11 protein-coding genes are annotated in these 19,939 nt (G+C 73.8%); 7 read left to right on the top strand and 4 right to left on the bottom strand.

The features are described from left to right. Window positions 1–96 precede the first annotated feature (96 nt). The 6 genes from AB0K14_RS07115 to AB0K14_RS07140 are packed head-to-tail and all read left to right on the top strand — an operon-like array spanning window position 97 to window position 13,101. A complete protein-coding gene (locus AB0K14_RS07115) occupies window positions 97–978 on the top strand; it encodes a DUF4132 domain-containing protein (protein ID WP_360463798.1) in 882 nt (293 codons plus the stop codon). Continuing rightward, window positions 975–5,840 (top strand): hypothetical protein, encoded by a 4,866-nt coding sequence (locus AB0K14_RS07120; RefSeq protein WP_360463802.1) that lies wholly within the window; start codon window positions 975–977, stop codon window positions 5,838–5,840. The genes AB0K14_RS07115 and AB0K14_RS07120 overlap by 4 nt, the downstream gene beginning before the upstream one ends. After that, window positions 5,837–6,997, top strand: a complete 1,161-nt coding sequence (locus AB0K14_RS07125; protein WP_360463805.1) for an AAA family ATPase — start codon at window positions 5,837–5,839, stop codon at window positions 6,995–6,997. Before AB0K14_RS07120 ends, AB0K14_RS07125 begins: the two co-directional genes overlap by 4 nt. Beyond that, window positions 6,990–10,451, top strand: a complete 3,462-nt coding sequence (locus tag AB0K14_RS07130) for a DUF5682 family protein (protein WP_364337635.1) — start codon at window positions 6,990–6,992, stop codon at window positions 10,449–10,451. Before AB0K14_RS07125 ends, AB0K14_RS07130 begins: the two co-directional genes overlap by 8 nt. Further along, window positions 10,448–12,301 carry a hypothetical protein gene (locus tag AB0K14_RS07135; protein WP_360466085.1) on the top strand — a complete coding sequence of 618 codons (1,854 nt, stop codon included), beginning with the start codon at window positions 10,448–10,450 and terminating at the stop codon, window positions 12,299–12,301. The genes AB0K14_RS07130 and AB0K14_RS07135 overlap by 4 nt, the downstream gene beginning before the upstream one ends. Next, window positions 12,298–13,101, top strand: coding sequence for an AAC(3) family N-acetyltransferase (locus AB0K14_RS07140; protein WP_360466088.1), 804 nt, complete (start codon window positions 12,298–12,300; stop codon window positions 13,099–13,101). Before AB0K14_RS07135 ends, AB0K14_RS07140 begins: the two co-directional genes overlap by 4 nt. Before the next feature lie 7 nt (window positions 13,102–13,108). Here the strand turns inward: AB0K14_RS07140 and AB0K14_RS07145 are convergent, their stop codons facing one another. The 4 genes from AB0K14_RS07145 to AB0K14_RS07160 form a co-directional block, all read right to left on the bottom strand. After that, a complete protein-coding gene (locus tag AB0K14_RS07145; protein WP_360466090.1) occupies window positions 13,109–13,885 on the bottom strand; it encodes a GntR family transcriptional regulator in 777 nt (258 codons plus the stop codon). Between the two features lie 19 nt (window positions 13,886–13,904). Continuing rightward, a complete protein-coding gene (trpA, locus tag AB0K14_RS07150; RefSeq protein WP_360466093.1) occupies window positions 13,905–14,726 on the bottom strand; it encodes a tryptophan synthase subunit alpha in 822 nt (273 codons plus the stop codon). Beyond that, complete coding sequence (trpB, locus tag AB0K14_RS07155) at window positions 14,723–15,889, bottom strand: tryptophan synthase subunit beta (RefSeq protein WP_360466116.1); 1,167 nt, start codon at window positions 15,887–15,889, stop codon at window positions 14,723–14,725. The genes trpA and trpB overlap by 4 nt, the downstream gene beginning before the upstream one ends. 69 nt (window positions 15,890–15,958) lie before the next feature. Next, on the bottom strand, window positions 15,959–16,366 hold the full coding sequence (locus AB0K14_RS07160; RefSeq protein WP_360466096.1) for an MmcQ/YjbR family DNA-binding protein: 408 nt from the start codon (window positions 16,364–16,366) through the stop codon (window positions 15,959–15,961). A 368-nt stretch (window positions 16,367–16,734) separates the two neighbouring features. Here AB0K14_RS07160 and AB0K14_RS07165 point away from each other — a divergent pair, with 368 nt between their 5' ends. Then, complete coding sequence (locus tag AB0K14_RS07165) at window positions 16,735–19,908, top strand: RICIN domain-containing protein (RefSeq protein WP_360466099.1); 3,174 nt, start codon at window positions 16,735–16,737, stop codon at window positions 19,906–19,908. Window positions 19,909–19,939: the final 31 nt, after the last annotated feature.

The raw sequence follows: 19,939 nt of genomic DNA on the forward strand, positions 1-19,939 counted from the left end.
ACGGCGAGGCGACGAACCCCCCGTTGGTGATCGTTCTGTCGGACCCCGTCGCTAGCCTCCGCGCCACACCGTCGTGAACGACTAGCAGGAGGCACCGTGGGCTGGCTCGATGCCCGACATGACCAGGGCGACCCATCCGGGTACCAGGTCCGGCTCGCGGAGAACGGGCGCGTCCAGTGCCGCAACGCCAAGGGCAAGCTCCTCTCCTCGGTGCCCGCGTCGATCAAGGAATCCCCCCAGGTCGTCCAGTTGCGGCAGCTGTCCGAGTGGCTGACGCGGCACCGGGCCGAGTGCCTGGCCACCGTGGACGGCTGGATGGTGCGGTCGCTGCCGGTGCCCGCGGCCCTGATCGCCGAGGTCTGGGCGGACGCCGCCTGGGCCGACGCGCTGCGCGACCTCGTCATCACGGCCGACGACGGCAGCGGCGCGGAGACCGGGTTCCTGCGCGACGCCGACCCCGAGCGCGGGTTGGGCGTGGTCACCCTCGACGGCGACACGCGGCGGCTGCGGCCGCAGGTGGTGGACATCCCGCACCCGGTGCTGCTGGACGACCTGGAGGAGTTGCGCGAGTTCGGCGCGGAGCTCGGCGTCGAGCAGAAGGTGCAGCAGCTGTTCCGGCAGACGCACACCCGGCCCGCCGGGTTGGCGGGCAAGACCTCGGTGGACGACTACTCGGGCGGCAAGTTCGAGCAGCTCAACCACGCGCTCGGCCGCTGCCGCACGCTCGGCTACCCGGTGCGCGGCGGCGACGCGGTCTACGCGGCGTTCGAGGACGGCCGGGTGGTGGAGGCGCGCTACTGGCTCGGCTCGGACTACCCCGAGAGCGAGACGTGGACCGGCGAGCTGACGTGGGCGTTGGAGGACGGAACCGCGCTGCCGCTGTCCGACGTCGGACCGGTCGCGTGGTCCGAGGGGATGCGCATGGCGGCGGCGATCCACGCCGGTCGCGTCGTCGAGGAAGCGGTGGTGGCCCCGTGAACGCCCGGAACCCGAACGCCCGGAACCTGAACGCCGGGAGCCTGAACGCCCCGGGTCAGAAGGCGCTGATCGCCGCCGGCGCGGTGCTGCCCGGCACCGACGACGTCGGCGAGGACCGCGACACCATCACCGCCCGCCACTACGCCCACGAGGGTCTGGACGGCCGCGTCGTGGTGCGGCTGGTGCCCGCCGTGCTCGGCCGGGCCGAAGACCTGACCTGCGAGTACCTCGGGTTCGCCGCGCCCGCCCGGATCGCCGAGGTCGGCACCGGCAAGCGCAGCGCGCTCGGCTTCCCCGCGTGGGCGCTGGTGCACGACCCGGCCAACGCCCACCACGCGCTCAACCTGGTCAAGGACGTCGAACGGCTGGCGCGCACCGCCAAGTCCAAGGCGGGTTCGGCGAAGGACGGCTTCACCCGGCTCGGCACCATGCTCGGCCGCTCCGCGCCGCACTTCCTGCCCACGTTCTACGAGCAGGCCGGGCGGATCTTCCTCCAGCACGGCAACACGACCTACGCGGCGAGCATGTTCGGCAAGGCGCGCGAGGCGGAGGAGGTGCACGACCTGGCGGTCGACCCGGAACGCACGCGCGAGGTGTTCCTGGAGTTCGCCTTCGCCGGCGCGCTGACCGCCAAGGCGCTGTCCGCGCACGCCAAGGGCCTGGCCCGCAAGCACGACCCGGACGCGGCCTACGAGCTGTTCCTCACGCTGTGCGTGGAGCGCACGCGGGGTGGCCTGCCGCCGTACACCGGGATGCCGGAAGACCTGCGGCGGCTGGCGAAGGCCGCCAAGCGCGACCTCGTGGTCGAGGACCAGCGGCTGCTGCGCGCGATCCTGGACAGCTCCGCGATCAGCCGCGCGGGCGGCGCGTTCTGGAAGTCCTACCGCGGTTCGCTGGTGGCGTTGGCGTCGGACGACGCGCAGGTGCGCGGCCGGCTGCTGTCGTTCGTGCCGGACTCTGCGTCCGTGCTCGACACGTGGCTGGACCTCCTGGCCTCGTGCGGCGCGACCCGCGCGTTGATCGGGCCGGACGAGGTGGAGGCGAACCCGGCCGAGTGGCTGTCGTCGGTCCTGGCGGTCCGCACGTCGGGGTGGCGCGGCACCGGTCGCTCGGTGCGGCTGCTGGAGCTGGTCGAGGCGATGGCGGGCCGGCTCGCGGCCGACGGCGTGCCGGTCCGGGCGCTGCGCTACTGGCGTCAGGGCGACCTGGACGTGCTGGACCTGCTGGTGTCGCGGGACGTGCCGATCGCGCCCGCCGACCGGGACCAGCAGCTCGACGTGGCCGGGTGGTTGGCCGACGACGAGCCGGGCCGCCGCGACCTCGCCGCGCTGGCCGCGTCCGAGCGGTTCGGCGGCGCGCTCGGCGAGGGGTTCGTCGCGCACGCCCGCTCCCACACCCGTCCGACGGCCGTCGCACCGGACGTGTTGTCGTCCGCGATGGCCGTGCCGGGCCTGCGCAGCGCGCTGGGCTCGTGGATCGGCGCGCGCGTCGAGCGCGTCGCCGCCACCGGCCTGCCCGACCTCGCCGACCACCTCGACAAGCTGGCCGTCGTGCGGCTGCCCGAGGCGTACGTGGACGTGCCGGGGGCGGCCGAGACGATTTCCCGCACCGACGTCGCCGCCGCCCTGCACCGGACGTTGCGCGCCGGCCTGCTGGACGAGTTGGGGTGGCCTGGCCTGGAGGAAGCCGTCGCGCGCCTGGCCGCCGCCGGGACGCCCAATGACAACAGCGTGGTGGTGTGCGGCGAGGGGTGGCCCGCGCTCGTGTTGCGCCGCGGCGAGACGTTCGTGGTGGCCGGCCCGGACGGCGTGCTCGCCGAGCACCTCTCCCGCATCCCGGCCGACGCCCGGCACCGCTGGGGGTTCGCGCCGACCGCGTCGTGGTTCGACGGCGTGCTGCTCGTGCGCTGGCGTGGCCCGGACGGCGAGCTGGCCTACTGGAGCGACGCGCCGGACCGCGTCTTCGCGTCCGGCGACGGCAGCCGGAGCTACTACCGGCACGAGATGGCCAAGGCGTCCATCGCGCTGCCCGGCGGCGGCCGGTTCGCCGGTGAGCGGGTCGTGCACCCCGGAGACACGGACGTGTCGGCGCTGTCGGAGGCGCACGGCGACGGCACCACCGTGTGGACCGCCGAGTACCACGACCACGCGTGGCGCTGGTTCGAGGTCGACCCGGCCACCGGCCGGCGCGGTCGGGCGAGCCTGCCCCGGTTCATCGAGGACTTCGCCGCCGACGGCGCGTCGCTCCAGCTCGCCGAGTGCGACCTGCGGCCCGTCGTCCCCGCGACGGAGGCCAGCCCGCTCGGTGCGGCCGACGGCCTGCACGGGTGGCGTGTGCGCCGCGAGGCGGACGGCTCGTGGGTGGGCGAGGGCGTGGACGGCCGTCGGGTCCGGCTGGCCGCCGGTCCGGAACGTCCGACCGGCGTGCTGCGGCTGCCCGGCGGCGCGGACGTCACGGTGGCGTCCGGCAACCAGACGACGGTGTTGCTCGACGCGGAGGGCGTCACGCTGGCGACGGTGTCTCCGGGCGCGCAGCACCCGGTGTACGCGACGGGCACGCCGTTCGTGCCGCCGGCGGAGTGGTGGCACCTCCTGCGGCCACGCGACGAGGTCGGTTCCGCCGCGCTGCGCGGCGTGACGCGGGAGGCCGTGGACCGGATGCTCGCCGCCGCCCGCGACGAAGGGCCGGACAAGCGCACGATCCGCGAGCGGCTGACGGCGCTGTTCAAGGGCGAGCGCGGTGGGCTCGCCGATGTCGTCGCCGCCTCCCTGCCCGGCCTCACGCACCCCGCGTTGATCTCCGGTGTGGTCGACCTGGTCCGGCGTGCCGCCGAGCTGGAGCGCTCCTACCGGGGTTACGCCGAGATCGCCGCGGCGGCCCGCGAGGTCGACCCGGTCGTCGCGCCCACCGGTCCGAGGGTCACCGAGGACGAGGTCGACGCCGCGCTCAACTGGTTCGGCGGCTACCGGTCCTACAACTCGCGCGGCCCGGTGCCGACGACGTTGCCCGCGTTGCTCACCGCGCTCGGCGAGGCGGCCGCGAGCCCCGAGGGGCGCGCCCTGCCGCCGGCGAACGCGCCCCGCTGGTTCGACGTGCTGCCGCACCTGGCCGCGTTGGCCCACCGCGCCGCGTCGCCGCTGACCCCGGACGACCAGCGGGCCGCGTTGGCGCTCGTGCTGCGGTCGGTGGCCGACAACGGCCTGGCCGACGGGTCGGGGCACTGGCGCACCGTCGGCGTGGTCATCCACAAGGGACAGTCGAACCCGAAGGACCGGGTGACGCCGGTGCGCGACGGGTTCATCGCGCTGTTCGAGACGCAGTGGCGCAACGATCCGGGCAGCCGGTTCGACGGCGTGCAGTTCAGCCGCACGCCGGGGGTGTTCGACCTGCCGAAGGACTGGCACGTCGAGTCGGCCGAGGAGGTGCGCACGCCGTTCGGGCCCGAACGCGTGGCCGGGTTCCTCGACGTGCTCGCCGAGCGCGGTCCCGCGCCGTGGTTCCCCGAGGCGGTGCCCGCCTTGGTCGAGCTGACCGGCCTGGGCACGGCCGAGGCGACGTTGCTGCTGGCCGGGCTGCCCGGCGTGGCCCGGTGGGACGCCCACTACCTGACCACCGCCGAACGGCACCTGCTCGGCCTGTCCGCCGCCGGCGCGAAGGCCGCCAAGGAGCGGTTCCGCAGGCTGCCCGGCTGGGCCCGGCTGGAGCTGCTCGCCGCCGCCGTGCCCGCCGACCCGGCCGACCTGTGGACGAGCGGCCCGGACGTGGCCGCGGTCGCGCGGGTGTGGACCGCCCGGCACGGGCGCCGTTCCCCGGTGCCGGACGACGTGCTGGTGGACGCGGCGAAGCTGCTGCAGGTGCCCAACCCCGGCGAGTGCGTGGCCGGTGTCGTGAACCCCGACCTCACGCCGTGGCTGACCACCGACGCCGACTGGACGTTCACCGGCACCGGACTGGAGGCACGCCACCCGGAGGGCTTCGGCCGCCCCGCGCTGTGGGCGGTGCCGCAGGCGCTGCCGTGGCTCGCGCACCGGCTCTCGGCCGGCTCGCCGCTGCGGCCCAGGCTGCTCGAAGCGCTGTCGGCGGCGCGGCAGCGGGTCGCGCACCCCGGCTTCGCCGTGGAACTGGGCCGGTGGGTCGCGCTGGACCGGGTCTGCGCGCTGCTCGGCGTGGACGTGCCCGCCGACGGCGGCGTCCACCGGTACCGCGACTGGCTGGAGCTGACCCGCGCGGGCGACGAGTACTGCCGGCTGGTGGCCAGGCCCGGCCTCGTCGGGCCCGCCGACCGCGACCTGCTGGTCGCGGTGGCGGAGTTGGGCGGCGGGCAGGACGTGCTGCGGATGCTGGACCGGCTGGCCGACGAGCGCCTCACCGCCCTGTGCGCGGTCCCGGCGCCCGAGGGCGTCGACCCGGAGGCCTACCACCAGGACCCGACGGTGTCGGTGCCCGCGCTGGTGGCGGAGGTCGCCACCCGGTTCGACCTGACCGAGGACGCGGCGGCGCTGTACCTGCAGCTGCTGGCCCTGCCCGACCCCACGGACGCGAACGTGGCCCGGTGGACCGGGTGGAAGCCCGCCCGGCTGCGCCACGCCCGTGCCGCGCTGGCCGGGACCGACCTGGTGCTCACCGCGAAGCGGGCCAGGGCCGGGCGGTCGCTGTTCCTGCCCGGCGGGTGGCTGGCGCTGTCCGCGCCGCACCTGCCGCTGGAGGTGTGGAAGGCGCCGATGTTCGACTACACCGCCGACCGGCCCGGCGCGATCGTGCCGCTGGAACCCGTCGCCGACCTGTTCGCCCGCGCCTGGCAACGGGTGCTCGACGGCGACACCCCCGCATACGAAGAGCTCAGGACCGGAGGACGCAGGTGACCGCACCCAGGCAGGTCGAACCGGCCGAGGACGCCTTCCGAGAGGAGTTGGCGTTCCTCGCGGCGCACGACGGCGGCCCCCGTCCGCCGGGGTGGCGGCTCACCCCGCGCGCCGTGGTCACGTTCGTGATGGGCAGCGGCGATCCGTTGGCGCTGCCCAAGGGCGTCAAGGTGGACGGCGTGCCGTCCCGGCTGGTGATCACCCCCAAGTTCGTCGGCGAACGGGCACTGGTCGAGCGGGCCGTGGTGACGCTGGCGGGCGAACGCGGGCTGCTGCTGGTCGGTGAACCCGGCACGGCCAAGTCGATGCTGTCCGAACTGCTCGCCGCGGCCGTGTGCGGCAGCAGCCAGCTGGTCGTGCAGGGCACCGCGGGCACCACCGAGGACCAGCTGCGCTACGGCTGGAACTACGCGCTGCTGCTCGCCGAGGGGCCGAGCACGCGCGCGCTGGTCCCGTCGCCGGTGCTCACCGCGATGCGCGGCGGCGGCGTGGTGCGGGTCGAGGAGGTCACCCGGTGCCTGCCCGAGGTGCAGGACGCGCTGGTGTCGATCCTGTCGGACCGGCGCATCGCGGTGCCCGAGCTCTCCGCGCCCGAACTGTCAGGCCCCGACGGCGCGACCGTGCACGCCGCGCCCGGCTTCACCGTGATCGCCACGGCGAACCTGCGCGACCGGGGCGTGTCGGAGATGTCGGCGGCGTTGAAGCGGCGGTTCAACTTCGAGGCCGTCGGCCCCATCGGCGACCTGGCCGCCGAGACGGCGTTGGTGCGGCGGCAGGCCCGTGCCGCGCTGGAACGGGTCAGCGCGCCGTTCGCGGTGGACGACGTCGTGCTGGAGGTCCTGGTCACCGCGTTCCGCGACCTGCGCAACGGGGTGTCGGAGGAAGGGTGGGCGGTCGAGCGGCCGTCCACCGTGATGAGCACGGCGGAAGCGGTGTCGGTCGCCACCTCGCTCGGGTTGGCCGACGCCTACTTCCCCGGCGACCGCGACCCGCTGTCGTTGCTGCCCGGCCACCTGCTCGGCGTGGTCCGCAAGGACGACCCGGGCGACGCGGCCCGGCTGCTCGGCTACTGGGACGGCGCGGTGCGGCGGCGGGCCGAGTCCGGCGCGCGCACCTGGCGCAGGCTGTGGGAACTCCGTGACGTCCTCGATGCATGAGGTGGCCGACCACCGGCACCCGTTCCTGATCGGGGTGCGGCACCACTCGCCCGCGCTGGCGGGTGCGGTGCCGGCCCTGCTGGACGCGTTCGGGCCGGAGGTCGTGCTGGTCGAGCTGCCGGAGGAGCTGGGGCGGTGGCTGCCGTTCCTGGCCGATCCGGACCTCGTCGCGCCGGTCGCGCTGTCGGGTGCGTCGCCGGCCGGCGACCTGGCGTTCTACCCGTTCGCGGACTTCTCGCCGGAGCTGGCCGCGATCCGCTGGGCGCACCGCAACGGCGTGCAGGTCCGGCCCTGCGACCTGCCGCTCGCGTCGCGCGACGACGGGCGTCGGCCGCCGGAGCGGGGCGCGTCGCCGCTGACGGACGCGTTGCGCGGCGCGACGACCGGCCGTGACGGCGACGACATGTGGGACCGGCTGGTGGAGGCCTCCGCGCCGGGCCAGACCCCGGAGGCCGTGCGGCGGGCCGCGTTGATGGTCGGGTGGGCGTTGCGCCAGGACGCCGAGGCCACCGGGATCGACCCGTTCGACCTGCGGCGGGAGGCGTGGATGCGGCGGGCCGTCCAGGCCGTGGACGGACGGCGCTGCGCGGCGGTGATCGGCTCGTTCCACGCGGCGGCGTTGCTGGACGGGCCCGTGGACTCCGCTGACCCCGGTGACGCCGACGTCGTCACGTCGTTGGTGCCGTACGGGTTCGCGTTGCTGGACGAGCGTTCCGGCTACCCGGCGGGCATCCGCGACCCCGAGTGGCAGCAGGCCGTGCTGGAGGCGGCGGGCGACCCGGACGCGGTCGAGGCCGCCGCCGCGTCGCTGATCGTGCGGATCTGCGCGCGCGTGCGGGAACTCGGCCACCCGGCCGGTCCCGGCGAGGCGCGGGAGGCGTTGCGGCTGGCCGTCGACCTGGCCCGGTTGCGTGGGCTGCCCGCGCCGGGTCGTGGCGAGCTGGTCGAGGCGGTGCAGACCGTGCTGACCCACGCCGAGCCGCTGGGCCGCGGGCGGGTGGTGGCGCGCGCCGCCGGTGACGTGCTGGTCGGGCGGCGCACCGGGGTGCTCGCACCCGGCACGCCCCGGTCCGGTCTGGCGCCGGCGGTGGAGGAGCTGGTCGCGTCGCTGCGGCTGCCCGGCCCCGACTCGCGCGAGCCGGTGTCGTTGCGGCTGGACCCGTTGCGGTCGGCGTTGGACGCGCGGCGCGAGGTGGCGTTGCGGCGGTTGACCGTGCTCGGCGTGACCTATGCGGAGGAGACCGCGACCACCGGTGTCGGCGGTGGTGATGCGCTCACCACCCGGTGGACGGTGGCGTGGACCCCGGCGACGGCGGCCACGCTCCCGGTGGCCGGGTTGTGGGGCACGACCGTGGAGTCGGCCGCGTCGGGACGGCTGCGGGCACGTCGTGCCGAACGCGAACGGCAGGGCGGGCACACAGCCGGCGCCGTCCTGGCCGACCTCCTGGACGCCGCGCTGTGCGGCCTGCCCGACACCGTGGGCAGCCTGCTGCACGACGTGGCGACCGTGCTGCCGTCGTCGGCGACGCTGCGGGAGTTGCTGGCGGCGTTGGACCTGCTGGACCGGTTGCGCGCCGGGCACGTGCCCGGCACCCCCGGCGACGTGCTCGACGCCCACCCGTTGCTGGCGCGCGAACTGGAAACCGCCGCGGTGGCCCAGTTGGACGGGCTCGCCGGGTCGGAGGACGTCGCCGACGCGCGGGCACTGGTGGAACTGGGGCAGCGCCCCGAGGTGCACGGGCTGCGACTCGAAGCGTGCCTGCGCCGCCTGGCCGACTCCGGCGCCCCGCTGATCGCCGGCGCCGCCGGTGCCGCCCGAGTACTGCTCGGCCTGACGCCACCTTCGGCACTCGGTGAGCGCGTGGCGTCCTGGGTGGACAGCGCGACGACACCGGAGCAGCGGGGCGTGCTGCGGCAAGCCCTGACCGGCGTCCTCGCAGCCGCCGCCCCATTGCTGGAAACCCCGGAAGCCCTGACCCCACTGCTGGACCGCGTCGAGAACCTCAGTGATCGAGACTTCCTCGACCGACTACCTTCCCTGCGCGGTGCTTTCACCTCCATCGGCCCGGCTGCCCGCGCCCGCATCCTGGCCGTCGTGGAGGAACGCATCGGCGACCGGATCGACTCCACCGACGCCCTCGACCCAGAATTGCTGGCCGTGTGGCTGCACGCCGAACAAACCGCCACCGACACTCTGCGCTCACACCACTTGCTCCCCACTCAAACGCAACCCCCACGCGAGGTCGCGTCGACCGTTCGCGACTCATTTCCCGACGATCACGCTTTTCGATCGTCGGGAAATCAGGCGCGAACGGTCGACTTCGTGGCGACCGAGCCGCCGTCTGCGGAGCAGCGGCAAATAACACAGCGGCAAATCAGATACAGGCTCATCCTCGGCGCGAATGGCGAGCGTCCGGCGGGTGGGGCGCGCTATGCCGCCGCGTTGGACGAGCTGTACGGGCGTGATCGGGGCGAGGGTGCGGCTCGGGGTGATCTCGGCGCCGACCGCTCCAGCCCGTTCCCCGATGTGCGGGAGTGGTCGGAGGAGCTGCGCGAGCTGTTCGGCGACCACGTCCGGGAGGAAGTCCTGGCCGCCGCCGCGGAGGGCGGTCGGTTGGAGGCGGCGCTGGAGATCGACCCCGGTTCGGTGCGGCCGTCGGTGGAGTTGTTGCGCAACGTGCTGTCGTTGGCGGGCGGGTTGTCGGAGTCGGCGCTGGCGCGGCTGCGGCCGTTGGTGGCGCGGCTGGTGCGCGAGCTGACCGCGCAGCTGGCCAACCGGGTGCGGCCCGCGTTGACCGGGATCCAGCTGCCGACGCCGACCCGTCGGCCCGGTGGTCGGCTGGACCTGGCGCGCACCCTGCGGGCCAACCTCGCCACCGCGCGCCGTGACGCCGATGGGCGGGTGGTGGTCGTGCCGGAGCGCCCGGTGTTCCGCACCCGCGGCCGGAAGGCGAGCGACTGGCGGTTGGTGCTGGTGGTGGACGTGTCCGGGTCGATGGAGGCGTCCACGGTGTGGTCGGCGCTGACCGCGTCGGTGTTCGCCGGGGTGCCCGCGTTGTCGACGCACTTCCTGGCGTTCTCCACGGAGGTCGTCGACCTGACCGAGCGGGTGGCCGACCCGTTGTCGTTGTTGTTGGAGGTGCGGGTGGGTGGCGGCACCCACATCGCGGGAGCGTTGCGCCACGCCCGTTCCCTCGTGGCCGTGCCGGAGAGGACGATGGTGGTGCTGGTCAGCGATTTCGAGGAGGGCGGTCCGGTCGGGCCGCTCCTCGCGCAGGTGCGGGAGCTGGTCACCTCGGGGGTGACGGTGCTCGGGTGCGCGAGCCTCGACGACCGCGGCGCCGCCCGCTACTCCACGTCGGTAGCGGGCGCGTTGGTCGCGGCGGGGATGCCGGTGGCCGCGTTGAGCCCGCAGGAGTTGGCCCGCTGGGTGGGGGAGAAGGTGCGCGGATGAGCGTGCCCCCGGTGTTCCCGGCGGTGGTGGCGGACGTGCTCGACGCCCTGCCGCCCCGGCTGCGCAAGCGGGTCGACGCGGCGGTGGGGCGGGTCGCCGAGTGGGAGGTGACCGCCGACGCCGTCACCGCGCGGGCCACGCTCGATCCCGAGACCACGCTCACGTGGACGTTGCGCGAGGGCGTGCTCGCGGCGGCGGACGACCTGGTGTGCAGCTGCCTGCTCGCACCGAAGTGCCTGCACCGGGGCATCGCCGTGGCGGCGGCCGACATCGCGGACGGCACTTCGGGCGGGACCTCGGACGGCACTCCGGACACCACCCCGGCGTCCACCCAGGCCACCGAACCGGACCCCGGACCCGAGGTCGAGGACCCGGTGTCGGATGACGAACGCGCCGCCGCGACCGCCCTGTGGCAAGCGTGCGCGACGGTGCTGCGGGCCGGTGCGACGGGCAGCGGCGCCGTGGTCCGCGCGGAACTGCTGCGCGCCGTCCACTCGGCGCGCGTCGCGGGCCTGCACCGGGCTGCCGCCGACGGTCTTCGCATCGCCGCGTCGCTGGCCGCCGCCCGGTCCGGCGCCGCGTCCTTCGACCGCGAGCTGCTGACCGCCGAACTGGTCGAGCTGATGCTGCTCTGCCATGACCTGCGCACCGCCGGCACCTCGACCGCCGTCACCTCGATTACCGCAGCCACCGCCGGCACCTCGACCACCGCCGCCACCGCCGGCACGCCGACCACCGCCGGCCCCGGCTCGGCGGCGGAGCTGCGTGGCACCGCTCGGCGTGAGTACCGGCCCATCGGGGCGTTGCGCCTGCACGGCCTGTGCACCGAAGCGGTCGTCGCCACGTCGGGCTACGCGGGTGTCGTCACGCACCTGGTGGACGACAGCGGTGTGCTGTGGACCGTCCCGGCGATCCTGCCGGGCGGCGCGGAACGGGTCCTGGCCGCCGCGAGCGGGCCGGTGCTGATCGGCGAGTCCGGGCTCACCCAGCGCGCGCTGGGCCGCGCCGGTCTGCTGCTGTCCGGCGGCACGGCGTCGGCGGACCACCGGCTCGGCGCGGGCAAGAGCGTCCGCGCGGTGGCCGCGTCCGCAGCGTCCTGGGACGAGCCGCCGTTGGCCGACCTGTGGACACGACCGTTGCCCGACCAGGTGTCACGCGCCTTCCACGCCCGCACCCGACCCGAGGCGCACCGCCCGGCGGGCGCGGATCTGCTGTTCCTGGCGGGCACCGTGCTGGGTGCGGCGGGCGACGCGGTGCGGCTGGCCACCGACGAGAGCCACGTCGACCTCGTCGGCGAGGGGGAGCGGGCCCGGGAGAACCTGCGGGTGCTCGCGAACGCCGCCGGTCTCCGGCTGCGCGTCGTGGCACGCCTGCTGCCGGACCGCCCCGGCACGGCGCTCGCCCTCGCCGTCTCCGGTGACCTCGACCTCCCGGACGAACTCCGCCACCACATCGACCTCGGCCTGGACCGGCTCCAACGCTCCCACGTCGCGGGCGACGGCACCCGCGAGCTGCCGCCGCGACCCGCACCGGCCGACCGCGTCCCCCGCCCGGTGCGCCCGCTGGAGAACGTGCTGCACCGCATCGCGCTGGGCGGACGTGCCGTGGCGGCCGTCGCCTCAGCCGAACGGGAGGTCGCCGCGCTCACCCGCAACGGCCTCACCGCCACCGCCGACCTGCTGGCCGACCTGGCCGACGCCTCGCGCGACCGCGGCCGTGACGCGTTCGGCCGGGTGGTGCGCGACGTCGGCGACGACTTCCCGCTCTCGTGGCTGCGCGCCGGCCTGCACGTCCGCGAGTTCACCCGCGCCGCCGCCCGGCGCGCCTGGCTGGAAGCGGTGGGGACGTGAAGCCGCCCACCGGGCCGCTGTGCACGCGCGAGTCGATCGGCGACCAACTCGCCGCGGTGGGTCTGCGCCCCGGCGACACCGTCCTCGTGCACTCCTCGTTGCGCTCGCTCGGCTGGGTCTGCGGGGGAGCGGTCGCGGTCGTGCAGGCGTTGCTCGACGTCCTCGGTGAGGACGGGACGCTGGTCGTGCCCACGCAGTCCGCCGACAACTCCGACCCGTCGGGCTGGCGGTACCCGCCCGTGCCGGCGTCGTGGTGGCCCGGGATCCGCGCGTCGATGCCGCCCTACGACCCGCGCACGACCCCGTCGAGCGGCATGGGCGTGATCGCCGAGGCGGTGCGGACCTGGCCGGGAGCGCTGCGCAGCGCCCATCCGCAGACGTCGTTCGCCGCCGTCGGGCCGCGTGCCGCCGAGGTCGTGGCGGATCACGCCCTCGACAGCCAGCTCGGTGAGCGCAGCCCTCTGGCCCGGTTGGAGGCGATCGACGCCCGGGTGCTGCTGCTGGGGGTGGGCTTCGACTCCTGCACCGCGTTCCACCTGGCCGAGTACCGGATCCCGGCGGCGGAGACCGACAACTCCTTCGCGGTCACGACCCCGGAGGGCCGGCGCTGGACGACCGTGCGCGACATCGTCCTGCACGACGACGACTTCGAGGAGTTGGGAGCGGCCTTCGCCGCCGAACGCCCGGTCGCACGCGGCACGGTGGGCGCGGCCGTCACCCGGTTGTTCTCGTTGGCCGACGCCGTCGCCCACGCCGAGGTCTGGCTGGCCGCGCACCGCCGGTCCGCCGATCACCCCTGATGCGGCGTCACCGGTGCTCGTAGGCCAGGTTCGTCCCGGTCACGGCACGTTCCGCGGTGATCACCGCGGTGTCGCCGACCAGCAACGCGCGGTCGTCCACCAACGGCGTGCCGTCCTCGCCCCGGCTGAGCCGGGAGCTGAGCAGCGCGGGCGAACCGGGAGCGCGCCGGAGCACCCCGGCCTGCTCGGCGGTCAGCGCCACCGCCCGGATCGTCTCGCTCGCCCGCCGCACCGGCCGCCCCGACTCCTCCAGCAGGCGGTAGAGGGACTGGTGGCGCAGTGATTCGGCGCCGATCCGCGACCCGACCCGCTCCGGCAGGTACGACGTCTGCAACAGCAGCGGGCCGGTGGTCCGGGTGCTGCGCAACCGCTCGACCGCCAGCACCTCGGCACCGTCCGCGACACCCAACCGGGCGGCCACGTCCGAGGGCGGCACGACGAGCCGCGCGTCCAGCACCTCGGTCTCCAGCTCGATGCCCTGGTCGACCAGGTCCTGGGACAGGCTCCGCAGCCCGGTGAGGCCGTAGGAGAAGCCGGGCGGCCGCACGAACGTGCCGACGCCGTGGCGGGTCTCCAGCAGCCCGTCCGCCTCCAGCGCCTGGATCGCCTGGCGCACCGTCATCAACGAGACCCCGAACTCGTCGACCAGCTCCCGCTGCGCGGGCAGCGGCGCGTCCGCCGGGTACCGGCCGTCGGTGATCCGGTCGGCCAGCACCCGGTAGATCGCGAGGTACTTGGGCACGCGCGTCTCGTACTCGCGGCCCGTGCGCCGCCCGTCGTCCACCGGTGGGAACTCCCGACTCTCAACCCCCTGCCGAGGGAGGGCGCACCGAGGATAGCGCCCGGCGGAACGCGGCCACCTCGTCCACGACCTCGGCGACCGGCGCGCCGTCGACCAGCATCCGCAGCAGCACCGAGCCGATCACCACGCCGTCGGCGTCAGCGCAGGCCTGTACCGCGTGCTCGATCGTGGAGATGCCGAACCCGGTCACCACCGGCAGGTCGGTGACGGCCTTGAGCCGCCGGGCGGTCTCGCGTGCGGTCGCGGCGAGGTCGGCGCGTTCACCGGTGATCCGCATCGAGCTCATGCAGTACACGAACCCCGACGACGCCCGCGCGATGTCGCGGCACCGGTCGTCATCGCACGCGGGCGCGGCCAGCAGCACCGCGGCGACCTCGGCGTCCGCCGCCCGCGCCAGGTACTCCGCCGACTCCTCCAGCGGCAGGTCCGGCACGATCACGCCGCGCACGCCGACCGACGCCAGGTGGTCCACGAACCCGCCGACACCGCGTTCGGGTGCCAAGGTCATGGCCACGTTCGCGTAGGTCATGACGACCAGCGGCACGTCGACGTCCAGCCCGGCCAGCTCGTCCAGCAACGGCCTCGGCCGCCCACCGCGACCCGCGGCCAGGGCGGCGGCCCGCTGCACCGTCGGCCCGTCCAGCATCGGGTCGGAGAACGGCAACCCGATCTCGACCGCGTCGGCGCCCGCCTCCACCAGCCCGCGCACCAGGTCCAGCCAGTCCGGCACGACACCCGCCATCACGTACGGGATCAGCAGCCGACGCCCACCGGCGCGCCGAGCCCGCAAGTGCTGTTCCAACGTGGCCACGGCGACGCTCATCGGAGGTGCTCCCTGATCTGCTGGATGTCCTTGTCGCCGCGGCCGGACAGGGTGACCAGCACCGTCGTCCCGGCCGCGAGCTCACCGGTCGCGGCGGCGTCGACCACCCACGCCAGGGCGTGCGCGGATTCGAGCGCGGGGAGGATCCCCTCGGTCCTGGTCACCAGCCGCAGCGCCCGCAGGGCCTGGTCGTCGGTGACGCTCGTGTAGTGCACGCGCCCGGTCTCGGCGAGGTGCACGTGTTCCGGGCCGACGCCGGGGTAGTCGAGCCCGGCCGAGATCGAGTGCGCTTCGAGGACCTGGCTGTCGTCGTCCTGCAGGAAGTGCGACATGAACCCGTGCAGCACGCCGAGCTTGCCCTTGTCGACCGCGCTGCCACCGGCGGCCTCCACGCCGACCAGCCGGGCCGGCGTGTCCGCGAACCCGGCGAACGTGCCCGCCGCGTTCGACCCTCCGCCGACGCACGCCACCACCACGTCCGGCACGGCGGCGGGCAGGCGTTCGGCGCACTGGGCGCGGGCTTCGTCGCCGATGACCCGCTGGAACTCGCGCACCATCCACGGGTAGGGGTGCGGGCCCATGGTCGAACCGACGCAGTAGTGCGCGTCCTCGGTCTCGTTCACCCACGCGCGCAGCGCGCCGTTGGTCGCCTCCTTCAACGTGCCGACGCCGTTGGCGGAGGTGACGGGCACGACCTCGGCGCCGAGCAGTTCCATCCGGAAGACGTTCACCTGCTGTCGCCGCACGTCCGTGTGCCCCATGTAGACGGTGCACGCCAGGCCGAGCAACGCGGCCGCGGTCGCGGTGGCCACGCCGTGCTGCCCGGCGCCGGTCTCGGCGATCAGCTTGCGCTTGCCCATGCGCTTGGCCAGCAACGCCTGGCCCAGCACGTTGTTGATCTTGTGTGACCCGGTGTGCGCCAGGTCCTCCCGCTTGAGCAGCACACGCACGCCCAACGCCTCGGACAGCCGCGCGCAGTCCGTCACCGGCGTGGGCCTGCCCACGTACGTGGCGAGCAGCCGCCGGTACTCCGCGGTGAACGCGGCGTCGGCCCACGCCTCGCGGAACGCCGCCTCCACCGCCAGCGCGGCGGGCATGAGCGCCTCGGGCAGGTAACGCCCGCCGAACCTCCCGAACCGACCGGCCGCGTCGGGTGCGCGCATCACGCCGGCTACCTCTTGAACGGACACTTCTAGAACTCTAGAACTCATCCGCCGTCGTGGCAAGCGGGCTCACGCCGACGGCATCCGCTCCACCAGCTTCCTGGGCGCGGACACCCGGTAGCTCTCGGTCAGCAACTCGGCGACCTCGTCCCAGTCCGTGTCGTCGTCCAGGACCAGGCCCACGACGTTCGCCGCCCACGCGGGTTTGAAGAACGGGTGGGGTGCGTGGCTCAGCGCGTCCAACTCCGGACCCGCCGACCGGAACGTCAGCACGCTCACCGGCCCACGGGTTCCCGCCGCCCGCGCGTACGACAACGGCTTGCCGTCCTCGACCTCCAGCACGTGCGCGAAGGCGTGCTGCCGAATCCGCCACCGCGTCCCGCGCCACGCCCGTTCCTCGACCACCTCCGGGAACGCCGTGCACACGGTGCGCAGTCGCGACACCACTTCGTCCGGTACCTCCGCCAATTCGCTCATCCTCGAAGTATCCGTCGAACCCCGGTCGTGTGCGGTTCTTTTCGCGAAGGATCACATTTATCCGGAGATTGCCGCTTATGTTCAATCCGGTAGGACGTAACAAGGTCTTGACATCACTGAGCGGCGCCGGGAAGCTTCTGGACAGAATTCGACATCATCGAACACCACGACCGTGTCGGATTGCCGCCGGGCACCCTTCGTCTCATTTCGGCACGTCGTCCCCGCAATCGGGTCGGCGAGCCGCGCCGCCGTGCCAAAAACCGATCGGAGAAGCGGGCATGTCCCCTCGCCGCCCTGCACCCGCCCTGTCGGGAACACCCGGACTCGTCCGAACGCGGAGGTACCCGCGATCGCGCGCGGCGAGCGCGGTGCTGTTCGCGGTGCTGCTGGCGCTGGGCGTGGTGTCGCCGACCGGGGTACCGCCCACCGCCACCGCGCAGGCCGAACCCGACGTCACCTACGTCAAGATCGCCAACCGGGCCACCGGCCTGTTCGTCGACGGCATGGGGCGCACGGCGGACGGGGCGGCGGCCGCGCAGCACGGCGGCTCCACCAGCCACACCCAGCAGTGGGTGATCGAGGACGTGGACGGTCACGTGCGGATCAGGAACCGGGCGACCGGGCTGCACCTGGACGGCATGGGCCGCACCACCGGTGGGTCCGTGGTCGGGCAGTGGGCCGACCCGGCCTCCGCCGGCCGGCAGTGGACCCGGGAGGTCGTCGGCGACCACGTCAAGTTCCGCAACCGCGCCACGGGGCTCTACCTCGACGGCGCCGGGCGGACCGACAACGGCGCCGACCTGAAGCAGTACGGCGGTTCCGGCAGCAACAACCAGCAGTGGTCGGTGACCGGGATCGGGCCGACGACCATCGTGCTGGACGGCGACGACATCAAGGCCGACAACGTCAACGGCCTCACCTTCAAGGGGTTCGGGCTGCTGAGCGCCAACAGCACGAGCGCGCTGCTCATGGACTACAAGTCCCAGCACCCCGACAAGTACCTGGAGATGCTGGAGGTCCTGTTCGGCGGCGAGCACCCGGTCCTGACGAACATCAAGATCGAGATGGGCAACGACCGCAACAACTCCACCGGGCCGGACCCGGCGACCATGCGGTGGGAGACCGAGGAACCCAACGTCAAGCGCCACCCCGGCTTCCAGCTCGCGGCCGACGCCAAGAAGCTCAACCCGGACATCAAGGTGTCGATCCTGCGGTGGAACGCCCCGGCGTGGGCGAACACCGACGACAAGGTCTACACCTGGTTCAAGAAGACGATCCTGGCCGCCTACCGCGACTACGGCTACATGGTCGACCACGTCAACCCCGGCCTCAACGAGCACACCGCCGACCTGACGTGGACCAAGCGGTACGCCGAGCTCGTCCGGACCGACGACGCCGGGTTCGCCGACCCCACCGAACAGGCCCTGTACCGCAGGATCGGGGTGACGATCTCCGACGAGGCCGGGCTCGGGTCGTTCGGCGACGAGATGGTGGCCGACGCCTCCCTGCGGGACGCGGTCGCGGTGGCCGCGTACCACTACAACACCGACGACACGACCGCCGGCGACTTCAAGCGCCTCGCGGAGTCGTTCGACGAGGAGGTGTGGAACAGCGAGGCGCAGGCGACGTTCGGCAACTCGGCGTTCCGCCCCAACAACAACATGAAGGACCCCACCGTCGCGGGCACCGGCGTGGGCGGCCGGAACAGCGCCCTGGAGATGGGCAACACCGTCATCAAGGGGTTCGCCAACTCGCGCCGGACCAACTTCGTCTACCAGCCCGCGGTCGGCGCGTTCTACGAGGGCGGGCAGTACAGCTACAAGGAGCTGGTCAGCGCCCGTGACCCGTGGTCGGGCTGGATGCACTACGACCTGGCCATCGACATCCTGCGGCACTTCAGCTGGTTCGCGAAGACCGGCTGGGAGAACGCCGACAACACCGCCGGCATCTGGCGGGCCGTGCCCAAGGCCAGCCACTCGGGCGCGAGCGGCACGAACCCGGTCAACGGCCGCAACGGAACGCCCAGCTACATGACGCTCGCCGCGCCGGACAAGAAGAACTTCTCCACGGTCTTCGTCAACGACAGCGAGTTCACCCAGACCTACCGGCTCAAGACGGTCGACATGGGCTACACCGGGTTCCCTTCGCTGGAGATGTGGGAGAGCCGTGCCGCCGACGCGGGCAAGGCCTTCAACACCCACTACCTCAAGCACGTCGGCACCGTGTCGACCGACCCGAGCGGCACGTACGTGGTGACCGTGGAGCCCTACTCGGCGCTGACCGCCACGACGTTGGCGAACAGCGCGAAGCCCGGGTTCGACGTCCCGCTGCCGGTCGAGGGTGAGCGCACCGTCCTCGACACCGGCGCGACCGGCGAGGGCCGCAACACCCTGGACCACGTGCTCTACGCGGACAAGTTCGACTACACCAGGAAGACGGTCCCGGTGATCGGCGCGGGTGGCCGGATCACCGGCACCGAGGACTTCATCGCGTCCCGCGGCGGCGCCAAGGGCGCGATCCCGCTCTACACGGGCGACCACAACGGCGCGTTCGAGGCCTACCTCCCGGACGGGTCGACCGACTACGTCCTGCGCCAACAGCTCGACCGGTCCGTCATGGGCCTGGGCGGGGCGTGGAACGGGGGAGACCCGATCACCAGGATCGGCGACAGCCGGTGGCTGAACTACAAGGCGAGCGCGGACGTCTCGTTCGAGAACGACGACACCCAGGCCGGCGCCAACTACGCCGCGATCGGCGTCCGGCAGCAGCACGGTGACGTCGGCGCTCCCTACCGGCTGAAGTTCTGGTTCGACGGCGGGTGGCAGCTGCTGGTCGACAACAACGCGGTGGCGAGCGGGAACGTCGTCGACGGCACCGGGGGCGTGACGATCCCGGGGTTCGACACCGCGCACCACGCCTGGCACAACATCGCCTTGCAGGCCACCGGGAACAAGGTGACCGCGTACCTGGACGGCGTCGCGCTCGCCACCCACACCGACGCGAAGCCGAGGTTGTCCGGCCGGGTCGAGCTCGCCTCCGGCTACTACCACACCCGGTTCGACAACCTGAAGGTCGAGCGGGTCAACGGCACCATCGGCTACTACACCGAGCTGCTGGACAACCTGGAGATGCACGACCTCGCCGCCGTGCCCGCCCCGAAGCTCCGCTACGGCGGCGCGTGGGCGCACGAGAGCGGCAAGAGCATGTTCAACATCCAGCGGACCCTGTCCACCAGCCAGGCGGCGGGCGCGACCTTGACCTACGCCTTCACCGGGACCGGGCTGGACGTCCTGGGGCCCAACAACGGGTCGGCGGTCCTGGAGGTCACCGTGGACGGGAAGGTGGTCGACCCGTCGGCGCCCACGTCGGCCGCGGCCGAGTTCTACCAGACCTTCGCCCTGCGCGGTCTGGCCAACGGCCCGCACTCGGTGCAGGTGAAGGTGCTCAGCGGCACGCTCGTGGTGGACGCGGTGGCGGTCGTCCCGGGGGAGCGGATCCGCGCCGAGGTGGGCCACCGGCCCCACGGCCCGGCCGTTCGATGACGGCGCCGGGAACCGCGCGGGCGGTGGTGCC

The sequence above is a fragment of the Actinosynnema sp. NPDC050801 genome (assembly GCF_040673975.1).
Lineage (GTDB): Bacteria > Actinomycetota > Actinomycetes > Mycobacteriales > Pseudonocardiaceae > Actinosynnema.